We start from the raw sequence: 14,898 nt of genomic DNA, 5'->3' as shown, positions 1-14,898 counted from the left end.
ACCGGCAAATGACTCTAGAAGACCTTTACCGCTCTCCGTCTGGTACCTCTGGAACTTGAAGGTTCCCTGCATCGACGTTATCGCAAAAAGTGTCTTCTGGCCGCTGAACTTATCATAGGTCAAATAATATGAGGAATTCGGTCCAAGCGTTTGATTCTCGAATGAGATAAATGGCAGAGCGACCTCTATCTTCTGACTGAAATCAAGCTCGACTTTGAAATCATAGTAAGGACTGTTAAGAATGATATAAGACTTGTTGCCTTGCTCATAGTTGAAAGTCACGATGACATTTCCATCGACATCCTTCCTGTAAGAAAACGATGTCGGCAGAAGTTCGTTCCCTTCCGCATCGAAAATGTTGAAACCGTCTTTCCCCAGAGTTTCATTATAGACGTAAAACTCGACAGATTTGTTATCGGCATAACTCGTAACTCCGAGAATCAGACCTTTAACAGTATCTAGGGTTACCTTCAGCGTCTTGCCTGAAACTATGAGCGTACTGGTTCCTTCCTGAGTAAGAAGCTCTTTGCCCGATACAGAGAGCGTGAATAATGTCATGAAGATTAGAGTCAGAATTATCGCTCTTTTCATTTTTCGTGCCTCCTCAATAGCGTGAAGTGATCTGGTACTTCGTCGAAGCCTCCCGGATTGAAGGGATTGCATCTTAGTATTCTCCATGATCCGAGAATCAGCCCCTTGAGGGCTCCAAATCTTTCTACAGCCTCATATGTGTATGTTGAGCATGTGGGATAAAACCTGCATCTTGGGCGGGTTCTAGGTGAGATCTTTTTCCTGTAGAAATCTATCAGAAACAGCAGTATCTTTTTCATCAGACGTTTCTCCAGTTTTCTCAGCGATTCGTATGACAACAGGCACCATATCAATGAATCCAACTTTTCTCTTTTTAAACAGGTCGGATAGATCCTTTCTTGCAATAAAAAGTATATCATACCCATTGGGAAACGCTGATTTATTAGTTCTATAGACCTCTTTAACCAGTCTTCTGAGGCGATTTCTCGAGTTCGCCTTCCCGAATTTCCGTTTTATCGATACTCCTATACGGGAAAAAGGCAGACCATTCTTAACATACAATACAACAAAAAAAGGGTCAACTATTGATTTTCCCTTTTTGAAGACTCTGTCGAAGTCTGCCTTCCTTCTTAGCCTTTCATTTTTACTCAGGGACTGGTCTTTAAGGTTCACACAGAAAGTCTCTTTCTTCCCTTTCTTCGTCTACTTGCGAGCACTTTTCGGCCGCCGACTGTTCTGGATCTGACCAGGAAGCCGTGTGTTCTGTTTCTCTTGACTCTAGATGGTTGGTATGTTCTTTTCATGATTAATAACCTCCAATTAATGCGTCACAGTGAACATTATACGGAGTGCAACCGTGACTGTCAAGGCGCTCGCGAATCTCTTCCTCTGTGTGCCGCAACGCAAATCGGAGTTACTGAAGGTGCAATTGATCAATAGTATAATAGATTGGTAGATTACTTTAGTGATGGATCTGTTGCGAAAATGGAGGAAAATATGCTGCTGTCTCTGGCAGGAAATGATTTTCTCACTTTCAAGGAGTTCTATGTTGAGTTCTCTAGCGGCATGAATGCTATAACCGGTGAATCTGGAGCCGGCAAAACGGTGTTTCTGAAGGCTCTTTGGGCAGTCCTTGGCTTTCCTCCGCAGTGGGACAGTGACAGTGCGGGAAGCATCGAGGGAAACTTTGAAGTCGATAGTTCGTTGTCGTTAAGACTAAAAGAGATGGGAATAGAAGTTGATGGAGACCAGCTCCTTGTTACCGTTAGTTTTACCGGGCAAAGAACGATCTATAGAATGAACGGGAGGATGGTTCCGAGGCAGATAGTCCAGACTGCCTTTCGCGACAGAGTGGAGATCCATTCTCAGCACAGCAGTGTAGGCTTGCTTGATGAATCGAAACACCATGCGATTCTCGATCATGCCCTAAGGGGAGAGGAAAGCCTAAACCAGTATAGAGAGCTTTATGGAGAGTTTATGAAGGTGAGACGGGAGTTTGATTCATTTAGTGTCGACCCGGCTCGGATCGAAAGAGAAAAGGACTTCCTGAGTTTTCAGATAAGTGAGATTGAGCAGGCAGAGCTTCGGCCGGGAGAAGACCAGGTCGTTGAGATGAAATATACCAGATACAGAAACGCCCAAACTCTAATCGATACGTTTCAGGAACTGAGAGAGATCCTGAAGGACGGCGAGTTCTCCGTATATAACTCTCTCAATGATGCAGTGACTATCATTGAAAGGATAGAGGATTTCGGATACAAGGGATGGCATGAAAATCTGCAGATCGCCCTTGAGGAACTGGACTCTCTTTACTCGATGGTCGAAGAGGAGAGAGACTCACTCGAAATCGACGACGAGGAATTCACCGCAATCGAAAACAGGATGACGCTGATTCAGGGTCTCAAGAGGAAGTACGGAGATTCCGCTGAAAAGATTCTCTCGAGGCTCGAAACATTCAAGAGGGAGCTCAGTGCACTTCAAGAGCTCGAGGAGAGGAAAGAGAAACTTAAGAGGCTTGAAGAGGATCTCTTGGTCAGAATGAAGAAGACCGGACTGGTCCTTGATCAGAAGAGAGCCGCAAGGGCTGAGGAGATAGAAGAGCAAATCAAATTGCATCTTGAGGATCTCAGGATGAAGGGTGCGAAGCTGAGATTCCACCTCCAGCCAGAAGAGATTCCCAGGAGTTACGGAACTTCCAGGGTCACCATGATGGTAAAGACTAATCCGGGAATGGAGTTCATGGAGATAGGGAAAGTCGCTTCCGGCGGTGAGCTTTCAAGATTCTTGCTGGCTCTGGAGTCGGCCTTGAAGGACCAGCTGGATCTTGAGACAATAGTGTTCGATGAAGTTGATTCCGGGGTCGGCCAGAGGCTGGGAACAGTAGTCGCGGAAAAACTCAGGGAGATCTCGGGCGAGATTCAAACTATCGTAATAACACACCTTCCTCAAATTGCGCAAATTGCGGACATGCATTTTGTCGTAAGGAAGGAGCAGGTTGACTCAAAGACAGTTTCCAGGATTGAAGAGCTTCACGGTCCCTCAAAGGAAAGGGAAATTGAGGAGATGAGCGGCCAGATTCCAGAGCAGGAGTAGAGGTGAAGCATGAACAGAGAAGAATTGATAAACAGAATCATTGAGGAAAAGGGAACTGAGGCCGTCCCGGTGCTTCTTGAGCTTCTGGTAAGCGAGGATAGCGAGACAGCGCAGATCTGTTTTGAAGCATTGCTTCAGATGGGTGAGGCCGTTGTTCCTCTCTTGTTGGAGAAAATGAGATCGAAGGAAATCGATCCAGTCTCTAGACTGTATCTCGCAGATCTCGCGGGTGAGATTGGAGACAGAAGGGCAGTGTCGTATCTTTACGAAATGTTGAGGGATTACAGCGACGAGAGATCGCAAATAGTCATCTACGAAGCGCTGGCACGCTTGGGAGAAGGAGAGAAGGTCGTGGACGTTCTGGTCTTGCTTCTAGATGAGAACAGTGATTCCGAACTGCGGGATCAGGTAATAATGGCCCTCAGCAGCACGAATTCTTCGGTTGCGGTGAAAGCGCTTGCAAGATTCTATGGAGATAAGATGACTGACAAGTCGACGAAAGCCTTCGTTCTGGAGGGTATTCACTCGATTCTCTCGAAGAGACATGAACTGAAGAATCACCTCCTGAGTCTACACAATGGCAAGGAGATTGCCGAAAGGCTTTATCAATGGCAAAAAGAGAACTGATTGACTACTTCGGCTCACTCTACATGCGGGGGGCTGACGTAAGGCTTAACGAGCCTCTGAAATGGCACACAACGATCAGGATCGGCGGCCCTGCCAGCGTTTTCGTCTCGCCGTACTCCTGTGAATCACTTTCAGAGATTATTGGCTTTGTGAGGTCGGAGAGAATTCCGTACAGGATCATCGGCGGAGGCTCGAATGTCGTCTGTCCTGATCGCTATGAAGGGGTAATAGTTTCGACAAGAAATCTGAATTTGGTCAAATCGGCCGGAGAGAGAATTTTCGTTGAGGCCGGAGCCAGTGTCAATTCTCTGCTGTGGCATTGTTTGTCGAAAGGACTTACTGGTATGGAGTTCCTGACCGGTCTGCCTGGCTCCATAGGAGGAGCGGTCTTGATGAACGCCGGTGCCTTTGGCGGGGAGATCGGAGAGCGGGTAACGAAGCTCCTCTATCTTGATGATAAGAGTAGAATAATCGAAATCGACGGCAAGTCCGCCGGGTTTTCCTACAGGAACAGCATCTTTAGATCCGGAGATGGAATAGTGGTCGGTTCGGAGTTCTCTCTGAAAAGGGGAGAAAAGTCTGAAATCAGAAGAAGAATGACGGAGATACTCGGCAAAAGGTTGGATAAACAGCCGCTCGAGGAACCGAGTGCCGGCAGTGTCTTTATGAGACCGAGGCCAGATTTCTATGTCGGGTCCACCATTGAAAGGCTCGGCCTGAAGTCTTTGAGGGTTGGAGGGGCTGAAGTATCGTCAAAACATGCCGGTTTCATTGTGAACAAGCAAAACGCCAGTCAGAGCGATGTCTTGACTCTCGTTGAAATCGTAAAGAATAGAGTTAAGGAGGCTACTGGCGTAGATCTAAGAACCGAGATAGAAATCTGGAAGGAGGTAAATAATGGTTGATGTAAGAATCGAAGAGCCTGAAGATAATATTCCCGGCAGCGGAGGCCCCAGAAAGAGCTTTCTATGGTCCGGTCTTTTTGTTTTGCTGGTCATTGCCGCGATCGTTGCCGTGTATTTCTTGAGCGGGTTTTTCTTGGTTGGACCCGATCAGGTCGGCTTGATCAAGAGATTCGGTAAGTACACAAACACCGTGGGTCCAGGTCTTGGATACCATCTGCCGTTTCCGTTTGAGAGTGTAGTCGTTGTTGATACCTCGAATTTGAGAAAGCAGGAAATCGGTTTTAGAACCATAAGGACGGGTACTTACCAGACTCTGGCAAATGAATCTCTTATGCTTACAGGAGACGGAAACATCGTCTCGGTAGAAATGGTTATCCAGTACTATGTTGGGGATCCTGCAAAACTTGCCTTCAACATCGTGGATGACGGTGACATAGTAAAGTTCACAACGGAGTCAGTGCTTAGAGAAGAAGTTGCTTCCAGCACTATAGACTCAATTCTTACAACCGAGAGAGATACAATCTCAATTAGAACGGCAGAGAAAGTCCAGGCCGAGCTTGAAAGGCTTGGCACAGGAATAATGGTGAAAAACGTGTTCCTGCAAGAGGTAGCACCTCCAAAGCAGGTAATCACAGCCTTTGACGATGTGAACAGCGCCAAGCAGGACAAGGAGAAACTCATATATGAAGCCGAGAAATACAAGAACGACCTTATTCCCAAAGCCGAAGGCGAAGCGGCCCAGATGACTCGAGACGCCGAAGGCTATGCTCAGGAGAGGATTCTCAATGCCGAGGGTGAAGCCGAGAGATTTCTTTCGATTCTCGAGGAGTACGAAAAGGCACCGGATGTCACTAGAACCAGAATGTATCTGGAGACGCTGAGCAAAGTACTTGGAGAAGCTAGTAAGACTGTTGTTCTTGACCAGAGCAGCGTTCTTAAACTCCTTGAACTTGAAGGGAGCGTGAGATAATGAAGTACAAATTCCTTATTCCTGTAGCGATCGTCGTGGTAATAGCGTTGATTCTTCTGCCAAGTTTCTTCTTCATAATTGATGAGACTGAGCAGGCGGTTGTTTTGCGATTTGGAGAGATACAGAAATCGGTCACAGAAGCCGGCCTGTACACAAAGACTCCTTTCATTGACAACGTAAGAAAATTCGATAAGCGAATACAGATTTACGATGTCGATGCCGAAAGGATCTACTCAAAAGACAAGAAGACAATCCTCACCGATACTTTCGCGCTCTGGAGGATAGTAGATCCCAGGAACTTCATAGAGACAATGAAGTCAGAGCAGATCGCTCTAACACGAATAGACGACGTTGTGTACTCTCACGTAAGGAATACTTTTGGGAAACTGGATTACGATGATATTATCTCCGGCCAAAGAACCGATGTTCTAGACGAGATAACCAGGCTTTCCGCCAACGATATGAAGGACTTCGGGATTGAGATAATATCTGTACGCGTCAAAAGGGCCGACTTGCCGGACGAGAACAGAAACGCGGTCTTCGAAAGAATGAAGTCCGAGAGAATCCAGGAGGCTTCTCTCATTAGAGCCGAAGGAAACAGGGAGGCTCAGAAACTGAGGGCCGAGGCTGATAAAGAAGCCCAGATAATGATTGCTACTGCTCAGAAGGAAGCGGATATCATAATTGGAACCGGAGACGCTCAGGCTCTGGCGGTCTATGCCGATGCGTACAACAGAGATCCCGATTTCTATGAGTTCATGAAGAGGCTGGAAGTGTACGAGAAGACTCTGGCCGATGCCAATTATATTCTTGGACCGGCTATGGATTTCATAGACAAGCTGTCTAGAGGAGAATAATGGGTTGTAGTAAGTCTATTCTCGAAACGGGAAGCTTTGAGATCAATGTCAAGAGATCACGGTTTATTGGCAACAGCCGGAGATGCGAGAGTGAAGAAGAGGCGAAGTCTTTCATTAGGACTGTATCTCAGGAGCATGCAAGTGCCAGCCATTCCTGTTGGGCCTATCGCATTTCGCTTCCTGGAAGGGAAGTCGCCAACTACTCGGATGCAGGAGAGCCTCACGGATCTGCTGGGCAACCGATTCTGGGAGCCATCGATCGTCTAGAACTTACGGATGTAGTAGTAGTCGTCACGAGATACTTCGGTGGTGTAAAGCTGGGAATAAGAGGTCTGATAGATGCTTATGGCGGGACTGCGCTGGAGGCTCTCAAGGCTGCAAAACCTGTTATTTTCTGCCCGGGTCTTGAGTTGATTGCAGAGATGGCTTACAGCCAGTGGAACGATTTCAGCAGACTCTTTCGGGAGGACAGAGACTTCTCTTTGCAGAAGGTCGATTATTCCGACAGAGTTGTCTGTGTAATCGCCGTTAAGAAAGATGAAGTCGAAAGAATCGCCGGCTTCTTTGAAGAGAAAAGGATTTCCTTCAGACTTGGAGACGAATTGAATTTTGTTAGCCCGGTAGAATGATTCTACCGGGTATATTCTTCGATATAGTAATCCATGATCTTTCTCGATATCTGAGTGGCCAATCCCGATCCGTAACCCCCCTCATGAACAAATACCGTAACAACGATCTCAGGTTCTTGAAGCGGCATGAACCCTGTGAACCAGGAGTGGGTAGGCTTTGAACCTCCCTGCTCGGCGGTTCCGGTCTTTCCCGCGGCCGTTTCTGCGAAATCTCTGAAAGAAGAATAAGCGGTTCCCGCATCGGCCGAACTTCCTCCCTTGCTTATGACATCTCCCATTGCGTCGATGATAAGGTCCCAGTCGCTGTCTCCCAGCTTGATTGGCACTCTGCTACTCTCTTGCCTTGAACCGATAAAGGGGATGATTTCTTTGCCCCTCATCGCGATCTCCCCGGTCATTTTCGCCAGCTGCAGAGGAGTGATGCTGAGATATCCCTGTCCTATTGAGATCTGGATCGTGTCTCCGGGGAACCAGCTCTCTCCAAGGTGCTCGCGCTTCCACGAGGGCGACGGCATTAGTCCCACCGATTCTTCAGGCAGATCGATGCCGGTAGGTTCAAAGACTTCCCAGATTTTAGCGTATCTGTCGAGAGCCTCGATTCCAAGTTCCAGTCCAAGCTGGTAGAAATAGACGTTACAGGAAACGGTAATGGCCTTCGCGAGATCGGTCTTTCCATGTCCATAAAGGTTCCAATCTCTGTAGACTCCCTGAACCACTCCTTGGCTGTCTTTGTACTGGAAGATGCCTCCGCAGTCGATCTCTTTTGTGCTGTCTGTTCCTTCAGCCAGGGCCACCATGGCAATGAATGGCTTGATCACGGAGCCCGGCGAGAAGGGAGTCAGAGCCCTATTGACCAGGGGTCTCGAAGGATCTAAATTAAGCCGTTCCCAATCTCTGGTTGAAATTCCCCTAGTGAAAAACATGTTCTCGAAGCTGGGCACCGAGACGAGAGCGAGAACCTCTCCGTCGGTTTTCATAACGACTGCAGCGCCGCTCTTTCCCGTTTCGTCTATTAGATCGTAAATGTACCTGCTGAGTTGGGAGTCAATCGTGATTTTCAGATCTTCTCCAGCAACGGGTGGTCTTTCGCCCTCAAGACTAATCTGTGTTCCCAGTGCATCGACACGTATCAGCTTCTCGCCTGGAGTTCCTCTCAGAAGATCATTGTAATGCTTCTCGATTCCCATAACCGGCTCTCCGTCAGATTTAATATAGCCAGCAACATGTGCTATCCCTGGATTGTCCTGATAATACCTGATTACTCTCTCGGAGACCTCCAGTTCAGGGTAGTTCTTGAGGCTTTCTGCTACTGCAGCGGGAAGACTTGTCTCAACACTGCCGAAGATCTCAAGCCGCTTAATGAGGGTTTCCGCTTTTTCCCTGCTGTCGAATGAGTCGATTATCATTCTCTTCAGATCCTCCGGAAGAAAGACCACTTTCTTCTTTATTTTATAGTAGGACGCATCCCATGCAATAGGAATTCCGTTTCGATCAAGAATCATCCCTCTTGGGGGCAGTATTGAAATCGACCGGCGGCTTATACTTTCGACCTGTGCGGCATACTTCTCGGAATTGACTATCTGGTAGTCGTAGAGTTTGTATATGAAAAAACCGATCGTGAGAAGAAAAAGAACGAAGAAAAGGTCGAATCTCTTACTCCTCAATACTCAACCTCCTAAGGACAAGAAATGTTATGAAAAAAGGAATTAGAACGCCAAAGCCCGTGCCTGCGAAAAAGACTCCTGCAAGTCCCAGCAAAGCCGATGTGAGGGTACCGAAACTCGGTGTCCTGTAGCGGCCATGGATCGCCATCGTGGAAAAGGTAACGATAACTGCAAGGGCAATAACCATACTGATCCCGGAAAGAGCCATCCCGACTATCCAGGACAGGAGCAGAGCAAGTGAAAGGGCAAAGGGGATATTCCTCGTCGGAAGAAAGACGAGCAACGTTAGATAAGCCGGGTACAGAGGGAGTAGATCTCCGAATCCAAGATCCAGGTAAAGAGCCGGAATTATCAGAAAAAGCCAGATCATTCCAGCCACTCTAGATAGACGAAGTAATCGCCGAAGACATTGGGGGACTTCACAAGATAATCGCTTCCGTGAGGACCGGCGATTTCGCCGATCATATCAAGGTTCATGGCCTTGTAGTATCCATATCCCGGAACCGTAGGGGCGATTCTTACAGGATCGCCTTCGTTAAGATAGTAAGGATCGAAAGTCGAGAAATAAAGTCTGCCCGCGCTAGAGTAGACCGCCCCTTCGACAACCTTTCCCTCTCTGTCAACTAAGGCTGAAATCCTTACGCCGGCAGATGTCAAGGGTGAAACAAGTAGATAACCTTCGTTCGAGCTCTTCACTATGCCATAGATTGTTGACGAAAAAATAGAGGCAACGGGAATGCCCTGAGACGCTCTCCTGTCGGTTGTCATGATGGCCATGCTGTTTCTCTCGAAGCTGAAGAAGGCGACTCTCATTGGTATCGGAAATTCGAACCTGTCGGCGAAAGAAGCTGCGTATCTATTGAGATCCCTGATGACCCGATCGATGCTCCTTGTTTGAAAGACGGCTCTAAAGAAATTTTCGACGTCTACCCTTACGTTTATCAAGGGCAAGGCCGCACCATCGAATATTTCGGACGCCTTTCTGTTCATTCCCGTTACTTCCAGCAATGATAAAAGGATAAGAAAAACCATTAGGATTACTACCGCCGCTTCATCGAACTTCACCTGAGAAGCCTCTTCCTATCTCAAGTTGCCTTTTTCAAGTCTTTCAAGTATAGAAACTCTCTCCAGAACCTGACCGGCTCCCCTAGCCACACAGGTTAAGGGATCGTCGGCGATCACAACCGTAATACCGGTTTCTCTCTGGATCAATTCCTGCATTCCGTTGAGGAGAGAACCACCGCCGGCGACGACTATGCCGCCTTGAACGATATCTGAAATGAGTTCGGGAGGTGTGTTCTCCACCGTGAGCTTAACCGCTTCTACGATTCTAGCAACCGGCTCGACAATCGCTTCGCGGACCTCTGCGCCTGAAACAGATATCTTTCTTGGCAGTCCCGAATTGAGATCAAGCCCCACAATCTCAGCGTAAGAGCTATCGGCTTCCTCGGTTTCGACAACGTTTCCGATCTCCATTTTGATTCGCTCCGCCGTCTTTTCGCCGATCATGAGTCTGTACTTCTCTTTGATGTATTGGATGATATAGTCATCCATTTCATCTCCGCCGACCCTTATTGATTGACTCAAGACTATGCTTCCTAGAGAGATCACGGCTATCTCGGTTGTCCCTCCGCCGATGTCAACTATCATATTGCCGGTCGGTTCTTCAACATTAAGGCCGGCGCCGATTGAACTTGCCATCGGTTCTTCGATGAGAAAGACTTTTTTTGCTCCGGCTTCCATTCCTGCATCGACTATTGCCTTTCTCTCAACTTCTGTTGCTCCCGAAGGCACTCCGATGACTATTCTCGGCTTGACAAAGCTCCGCCTTCCAGTCGCTCTCCCCATGAAATACTTCAGCATGGTAAGTGCAATATCATAGTCTGCAATTACTCCGTCCTTCAGCGGGCGAGTAGCAACGATACTGGCTGGCGTTTTCCCCACCATTCTTTTTGCCTCCAGGCCAACCTGAAGGATCTTTCCGGAATTCACATCAATTGCAACAACTGAGGGTTCATTTGTCACTACGCCCTGGCCTCTTACGTAAACCAGAGTGTTGGCAGTTCCCAAATCAATACCCATGTCTTGCCTTAAGAACATTCGAAGGCCTCCTGTCAGGGAAAGTCTTTACTTCCAATTCTACCATCAGGATGCGACCGAATGACGAAGAGTGTGGAAAATCAACACAGTTGTCAAATGAGCCTCTGGAAATGGTATTACACAAGTTTGACTCTTCCTTAATCAAAGTGATAGAATCATTTGGCCTCATTGCTCGGATAGTCCGGCTCTGGATGGCATTCGATGACTGAAGACAAGGGGTAGGATTGAATAAACAGTGTGCTGTTCGAGATCGATGTAATAATTGTGCTGATAATTCGGAGGTGAAGAAATGGAAGATAGAGAGCTGAGAACACTGAATCATCTTATGTACATGGAGTATTACACGGGAGGAAACGCAGGACTTTTCATGAAAATGAAGAGACTCGTCTATTCATTTCAGAGTCCATTTCAAAGGATAGATATTTTCGAGCATCCCGAGTTTGGAATGGTTCTTGTTTTAGATGGCATAACGATGTTCACTGAAGCTGATGAATTCATGTATCACGAGATGCTGGTTCACGTACCGCTCTTCTCTCATCCCGACCCGAAGAGGGTCTTGATAATCGGAGGCGGCGATGGGGGAAGCCTGAGGGAGGTTCTCAAACACCCCTCGGTAGAGGAAGCGATCCTCTGTGAAGTAGACCCCTATGTAATCGATGCTGCGAAGCTTCACCTAAAGGAAATGTCTGTCGAATTAGACAACCCGAAGGCATCGATAATAAATGAAAACGGTGCCGACTTTGTGATAGAGAACAAGGATTACTTTGATGTAATTATTGTCGATTCTACCGATCCGACGGCCGGTGAAGGAGGTCATCTCTTCACCAAAGAGTTCTATTCAAACTGTTACAAGGCTCTGAGAAAAGATGGGATCTTCTGTGCCGAAACCGAGGACCCTTTCTACGACAAGGGATGGGTGGCTATTGCCTATAATAGAATTTCCTCGGTCTTCCCTGTCTCGAAGATGTACACTGGCTTCATGACTACCTATCCCTCCGGAATGTGGACCTACACCATCGGTTCGAAAGAGGTTGACCCACTGGAAGATTACGATGAAGATAGAGTGCTTGATTTCGAGGCGCCGTTGAGGTATTACAATACTGAGATTCACAGGGCCTCGTTTGCTCTCCCGACGTTCTTGAAAGAGCTTACAGGCCAGTTTTGACGTTGGGGCGAATGACTTCGCTTTCAGTGATAGACTAAACTAGATTTTCCGAAGTTGAGAGGACACATCCAGCATTCTTTCTGGAGATGTTCTCATTCCTTTCTGTTTAATTCAACTTGCTTAACCTACGCCGTGATAGAATCATCCTTGATCGGCAGGAGGGAGTTCTAATGTATAACAGAGATCGCATAAGGAACATATCGATAATTGCTCATATCGACCACGGCAAGACAACTCTCGTGGATCGACTACTGGATATAACCGACACCGTCGACAGGAGACACAAGCAGGATCAGTTCATGGATTCAATGGATATCGAGAGAGAAAGAGGGATAACGATCAAATCGAAGTCCGTGAAGCTGAATTATCTTGCAGAAGACGGTCTTGCTTACGAAATCAATATCATAGATACGCCGGGCCACGTCGACTTCAACTACGAAGTATCGAGAAGCCTTGCAGCTTGCGAGGGCGCAATACTTCTGGTGGATGCCTCTCAGGGAGTCGAGGCTCAGACGGTGGGGAACACATATCTCGCGATAGAGAATGATCTGGAGCTTATCCCCGTTCTGAACAAGATCGACATTCCGAATGCAAACATCGAAGAGACTCTAGCGGAAATCGTCGATTTAATCGGCTATACACCTGAAGACTGCCTTCAGGCCAGTGCGAAGACCGGGCAGGGTGTAAGAGAGATTCTGGAATCGGTGGTGAAGAAGGTTTCGGCTCCTTCGGGCACATTGGAAGCTCCTCTCAAGGCCTTGATTTTCGACGCGATCTACGACAAGTACAGAGGAGTCGTAGTGCACGTAAGGATCTTTGACGGAAGTGTCAAAGAGGGAGACAAGATACAGATGATGGCCTCCGGTGAAACCTTCGAAGTTGTTGAAGTGGGATACTTCCTTCCTCAAATGGAAAAGACCGATTCACTCGATGCAGGTGAGGTGGGCTACATCGTTGCAGTTATAAAGGACGTATCGAGCGCGAAGATCGGCGACACGATCACTTCTGCAATTAATCCGACGAGTGAAGCTCTTCCAGGCTACAAAGAGGCGAAGCCGATGGTCTACGCCGGTATGTTCCCTGGGATGCCCGAGTACTACGACGAGCTGAGAAAGGCGCTCGACAAGTTCAAATTGAACGACGCCGCACTGGTTTTCGAGCCAGAAAACTCTCCGGCGTTGGGTTTTGGCTTCAGGGTGGGTTTTCTCGGCCTGCTTCATATGGATGTCGTAAGGGAGAGGCTTGAAAGAGAGTTTGAAATAGCCTGTATTCTGACAGCTCCAAACGTTGTCTACAGAGTAACGTCTCAGAACGGGAATATTATTGAGATAACAAATCCTGCAAGTTTCCCTGAGCCCGGAGAGTTCTCCAAAGTCGAGGAGCCCTTCGTAGATCTCTCGATAATCACACCTTCGGAATATATGGGGAACTTGATTGGCTTCATCACTTCCGAGAAGAGAGGAGACTTCAAGGCGGTCGAAAACGCCGGAAAGAACCGTGTCGTGATGCGTTTTGAGGCGCCCTTGTCAGAGATAATGTTTGATTTCTTTGACAGGATGAAGGCTATTTCTCGAGGGTATGCCTCCATGGATTACGAAATACTTGGCTACCGTGAATCGGATCTGGTGAAAGTCACTATTCTCGTCAACAAAGAGACCGTCGATTCGCTTTCGTTTATCGTTCACGTGGATAAAGAGTATCAAGTTGCAAAGAAAGTCGTTGACAAGTTGAGCGAATTGATCCCTCCACATCAGTTCCAGATTCCCATACAGGCAAAATCCAGAGGAAGGATAATCGCGAGAAGCGACATAAAGGCCCTCCGGAAAGACGTTTTGGCGAAGTGCTATGGCGGAGATGTGACAAGGAAGATGAAGCTCTTGGAAAAGCAGAAAGAGGGAAAGAAGAGAATGCGGGAGATCGGTCAGGTAACGATTCCGCAGAACGCCTTCCTGGCAATTCTGAGAATTGGCGAAGAAAAATGACGGGGTGAAGTGGATGATAAGACTTGGAGCACACATGTCGACTTCAAAGGGTTTTGACAAAGTCCCTAAAGACACGTTGGCAATCGGTGGAAACACCTTTCAGATCTTCCCGCACAGTCCCAGGATGTGGAGAGCCTCTCTTCCAAAGGAGGAGATGGCATACAGCTTCATCGATGAGATGAAAGAGAAGTCGCTTGATCCATTTGATTGCATGGTTCATTCCGGTTACCTGGTGAACATCGCCTCTCCCGCTGAAGAGGTCTGGGAAAAATCTGTGAAACTGCTTTCCCTTGAGATGAAGATAACAGCGGCCTTGGGTCTAAAGTATCTGAATTTCCATCCTGGAAGCCATCTTGGAGACGGGCTGCACGAAGGAGTGGAGAGAATACTGAAAGGTCTCGAAATAGTGCTTGGTGAGAATCAGGAAAGCGATGTGATGCTTCTTCTCGAGAATGTAGCGGCGAAAGGGAATCACATAGGGAGCAGCTTTGACGAGCTGAAGATGATAATCGAGGGTTCGGCAGAACCTGAGAGGATCGGAATAACATACGACACCTGCCATGGTTTTGATTCCGGGTTTGAGATAAGAACCAGGGACGGAGTCCTGAAGCTGATCGATGAAATAGACTCTAAGATTGGCTATGAAAAGTTGAAGATGATACATCTTAACGATAGCAAATTTCCACTCGGGGCCGCAAAGGATCGACACGAAATAATAGGCAAAGGCTACATCGGCAAGGAGGACGGATTCAGAGAGTTTCTCTCAAATGAAAGAATTCAGGAGAAACCATGGTTGCTGGAGACACCGGGAGACGATGCGGATCACGCTCTGGAAATAAAGTACATAAGAGAACTTCTCGGATAGTGGAGGACAGC

At 47.5% G+C, this 14,898-nt stretch carries 16 protein-coding genes and 1 pseudogene; 9 read left to right on the top strand and 8 right to left on the bottom strand.

Annotation, left to right across the window (positions count from 1 at the left end; translation table 11 throughout):
- The 4 genes and pseudogenes from B3K42_RS13585 to rpmH form a co-directional block, all read right to left on the bottom strand.
- Positions 1-591: pseudogene (locus tag B3K42_RS13585) on the bottom strand (hypothetical protein); the annotation flags it as partial.
- On the bottom strand, positions 588-830 hold the full coding sequence (gene yidD, locus B3K42_RS13580) for a membrane protein insertion efficiency factor YidD (protein WP_220026566.1): 243 nt from the start codon (positions 828-830) through the stop codon (positions 588-590). The pseudogene B3K42_RS13585 and the gene yidD, both read right to left, overlap by 4 nt.
- Positions 775-1,203, bottom strand: coding sequence for a ribonuclease P protein component (rnpA, locus tag B3K42_RS13575; protein ID WP_110990165.1), 429 nt, complete (start codon positions 1,201-1,203; stop codon positions 775-777). Before rnpA ends, yidD begins: the two co-directional genes overlap by 56 nt.
- On the bottom strand, positions 1,200-1,334 hold the full coding sequence (gene rpmH, locus B3K42_RS13570) for a 50S ribosomal protein L34 (RefSeq protein WP_102819356.1): 135 nt from the start codon (positions 1,332-1,334) through the stop codon (positions 1,200-1,202). The genes rnpA and rpmH overlap by 4 nt, the downstream gene beginning before the upstream one ends.
- 193 nt (positions 1,335-1,527) lie before the next feature.
- Here rpmH and B3K42_RS13565 point away from each other — a divergent pair, with 193 nt between their 5' ends.
- Genes B3K42_RS13565 through B3K42_RS13540 form a run of 6 tightly spaced genes read left to right on the top strand, consistent with a single transcriptional unit; the run spans position 1,528 to position 7,111 of the window.
- The gene (locus tag B3K42_RS13565) at positions 1,528-3,123 is read left to right on the top strand and encodes a DNA repair protein RecN (RefSeq protein WP_110990166.1); all 1,596 of its coding nucleotides are present in this window, start codon (positions 1,528-1,530) and stop codon (positions 3,121-3,123) included.
- A 9-nt stretch (positions 3,124-3,132) separates the two neighbouring features.
- On the top strand, positions 3,133-3,750 hold the full coding sequence (locus B3K42_RS13560; protein ID WP_110990167.1) for a HEAT repeat domain-containing protein: 618 nt from the start codon (positions 3,133-3,135) through the stop codon (positions 3,748-3,750).
- Entirely contained in the window at positions 3,732-4,655 is a 924-nt protein-coding gene (gene murB / locus B3K42_RS13555) for a UDP-N-acetylmuramate dehydrogenase (RefSeq protein WP_110990168.1), read from the top strand. The genes B3K42_RS13560 and murB overlap by 19 nt, the downstream gene beginning before the upstream one ends.
- On the top strand, positions 4,648-5,625 hold the full coding sequence (gene hflK, locus B3K42_RS13550) for an FtsH protease activity modulator HflK (protein WP_110990169.1): 978 nt from the start codon (positions 4,648-4,650) through the stop codon (positions 5,623-5,625). Before murB ends, hflK begins: the two co-directional genes overlap by 8 nt.
- Positions 5,625-6,482, top strand: a complete 858-nt coding sequence (gene hflC / locus B3K42_RS13545) for a protease modulator HflC (RefSeq protein WP_110990170.1) — start codon at positions 5,625-5,627, stop codon at positions 6,480-6,482. The genes hflK and hflC overlap by 1 nt, the downstream gene beginning before the upstream one ends.
- Positions 6,482-7,111: an IMPACT family protein gene (locus tag B3K42_RS13540; RefSeq protein ID WP_110990171.1), complete on the top strand. Its 630-nt coding sequence runs from the start codon at positions 6,482-6,484 to the stop codon at positions 7,109-7,111. The genes hflC and B3K42_RS13540 overlap by 1 nt, the downstream gene beginning before the upstream one ends.
- A 2-nt stretch (positions 7,112-7,113) precedes the next feature.
- On the opposite strand, the gene B3K42_RS13535 is transcribed toward B3K42_RS13540, so the two are convergent.
- From B3K42_RS13535 to B3K42_RS13520, 4 genes are read right to left on the bottom strand one after another with little or no spacing between them, the layout of a single operon-like run.
- Positions 7,114-8,775, bottom strand: a complete 1,662-nt coding sequence (locus B3K42_RS13535) for a penicillin-binding transpeptidase domain-containing protein (RefSeq protein WP_110990172.1) — start codon at positions 8,773-8,775, stop codon at positions 7,114-7,116.
- Positions 8,765-9,145, bottom strand: a complete 381-nt coding sequence (locus tag B3K42_RS13530) for a hypothetical protein (RefSeq protein ID WP_110990173.1) — start codon at positions 9,143-9,145, stop codon at positions 8,765-8,767. The genes B3K42_RS13535 and B3K42_RS13530 overlap by 11 nt, the downstream gene beginning before the upstream one ends.
- On the bottom strand, positions 9,142-9,840 hold the full coding sequence (locus B3K42_RS13525) for a hypothetical protein (RefSeq protein WP_110990174.1): 699 nt from the start codon (positions 9,838-9,840) through the stop codon (positions 9,142-9,144). The genes B3K42_RS13530 and B3K42_RS13525 overlap by 4 nt, the downstream gene beginning before the upstream one ends.
- Positions 9,841-9,855: 15 nt before the next feature.
- Positions 9,856-10,875, bottom strand: a complete 1,020-nt coding sequence (locus tag B3K42_RS13520) for a rod shape-determining protein (protein ID WP_110990175.1) — start codon at positions 10,873-10,875, stop codon at positions 9,856-9,858.
- A 289-nt stretch (positions 10,876-11,164) separates the two neighbouring features.
- Here B3K42_RS13520 and speE point away from each other — a divergent pair, with 289 nt between their 5' ends.
- The 3 genes from speE (at position 11,165) to B3K42_RS13505 (ending at position 14,887) form a co-directional block, all read left to right on the top strand.
- A complete protein-coding gene (gene speE, locus B3K42_RS13515) occupies positions 11,165-12,040 on the top strand; it encodes a polyamine aminopropyltransferase (protein ID WP_110990176.1) in 876 nt (291 codons plus the stop codon).
- A 170-nt stretch (positions 12,041-12,210) separates the two neighbouring features.
- Positions 12,211-14,022, top strand: coding sequence for a translation elongation factor 4 (gene lepA / locus B3K42_RS13510; protein WP_110990177.1), 1,812 nt, complete (start codon positions 12,211-12,213; stop codon positions 14,020-14,022).
- A 13-nt stretch (positions 14,023-14,035) separates the two neighbouring features.
- Positions 14,036-14,887 (top strand): deoxyribonuclease IV, encoded by an 852-nt coding sequence (locus B3K42_RS13505; protein ID WP_110990178.1) that lies wholly within the window; start codon positions 14,036-14,038, stop codon positions 14,885-14,887.
- Positions 14,888-14,898 lie beyond the last annotated feature (11 nt).

It is taken from the genome of Mesotoga sp. UBA6090 (assembly GCF_002435945.1).
GTDB lineage: Bacteria > Thermotogota > Thermotogae > Petrotogales > Kosmotogaceae > Mesotoga.
This window is presented reverse-complemented; position numbering and strand designations above follow the sequence as displayed.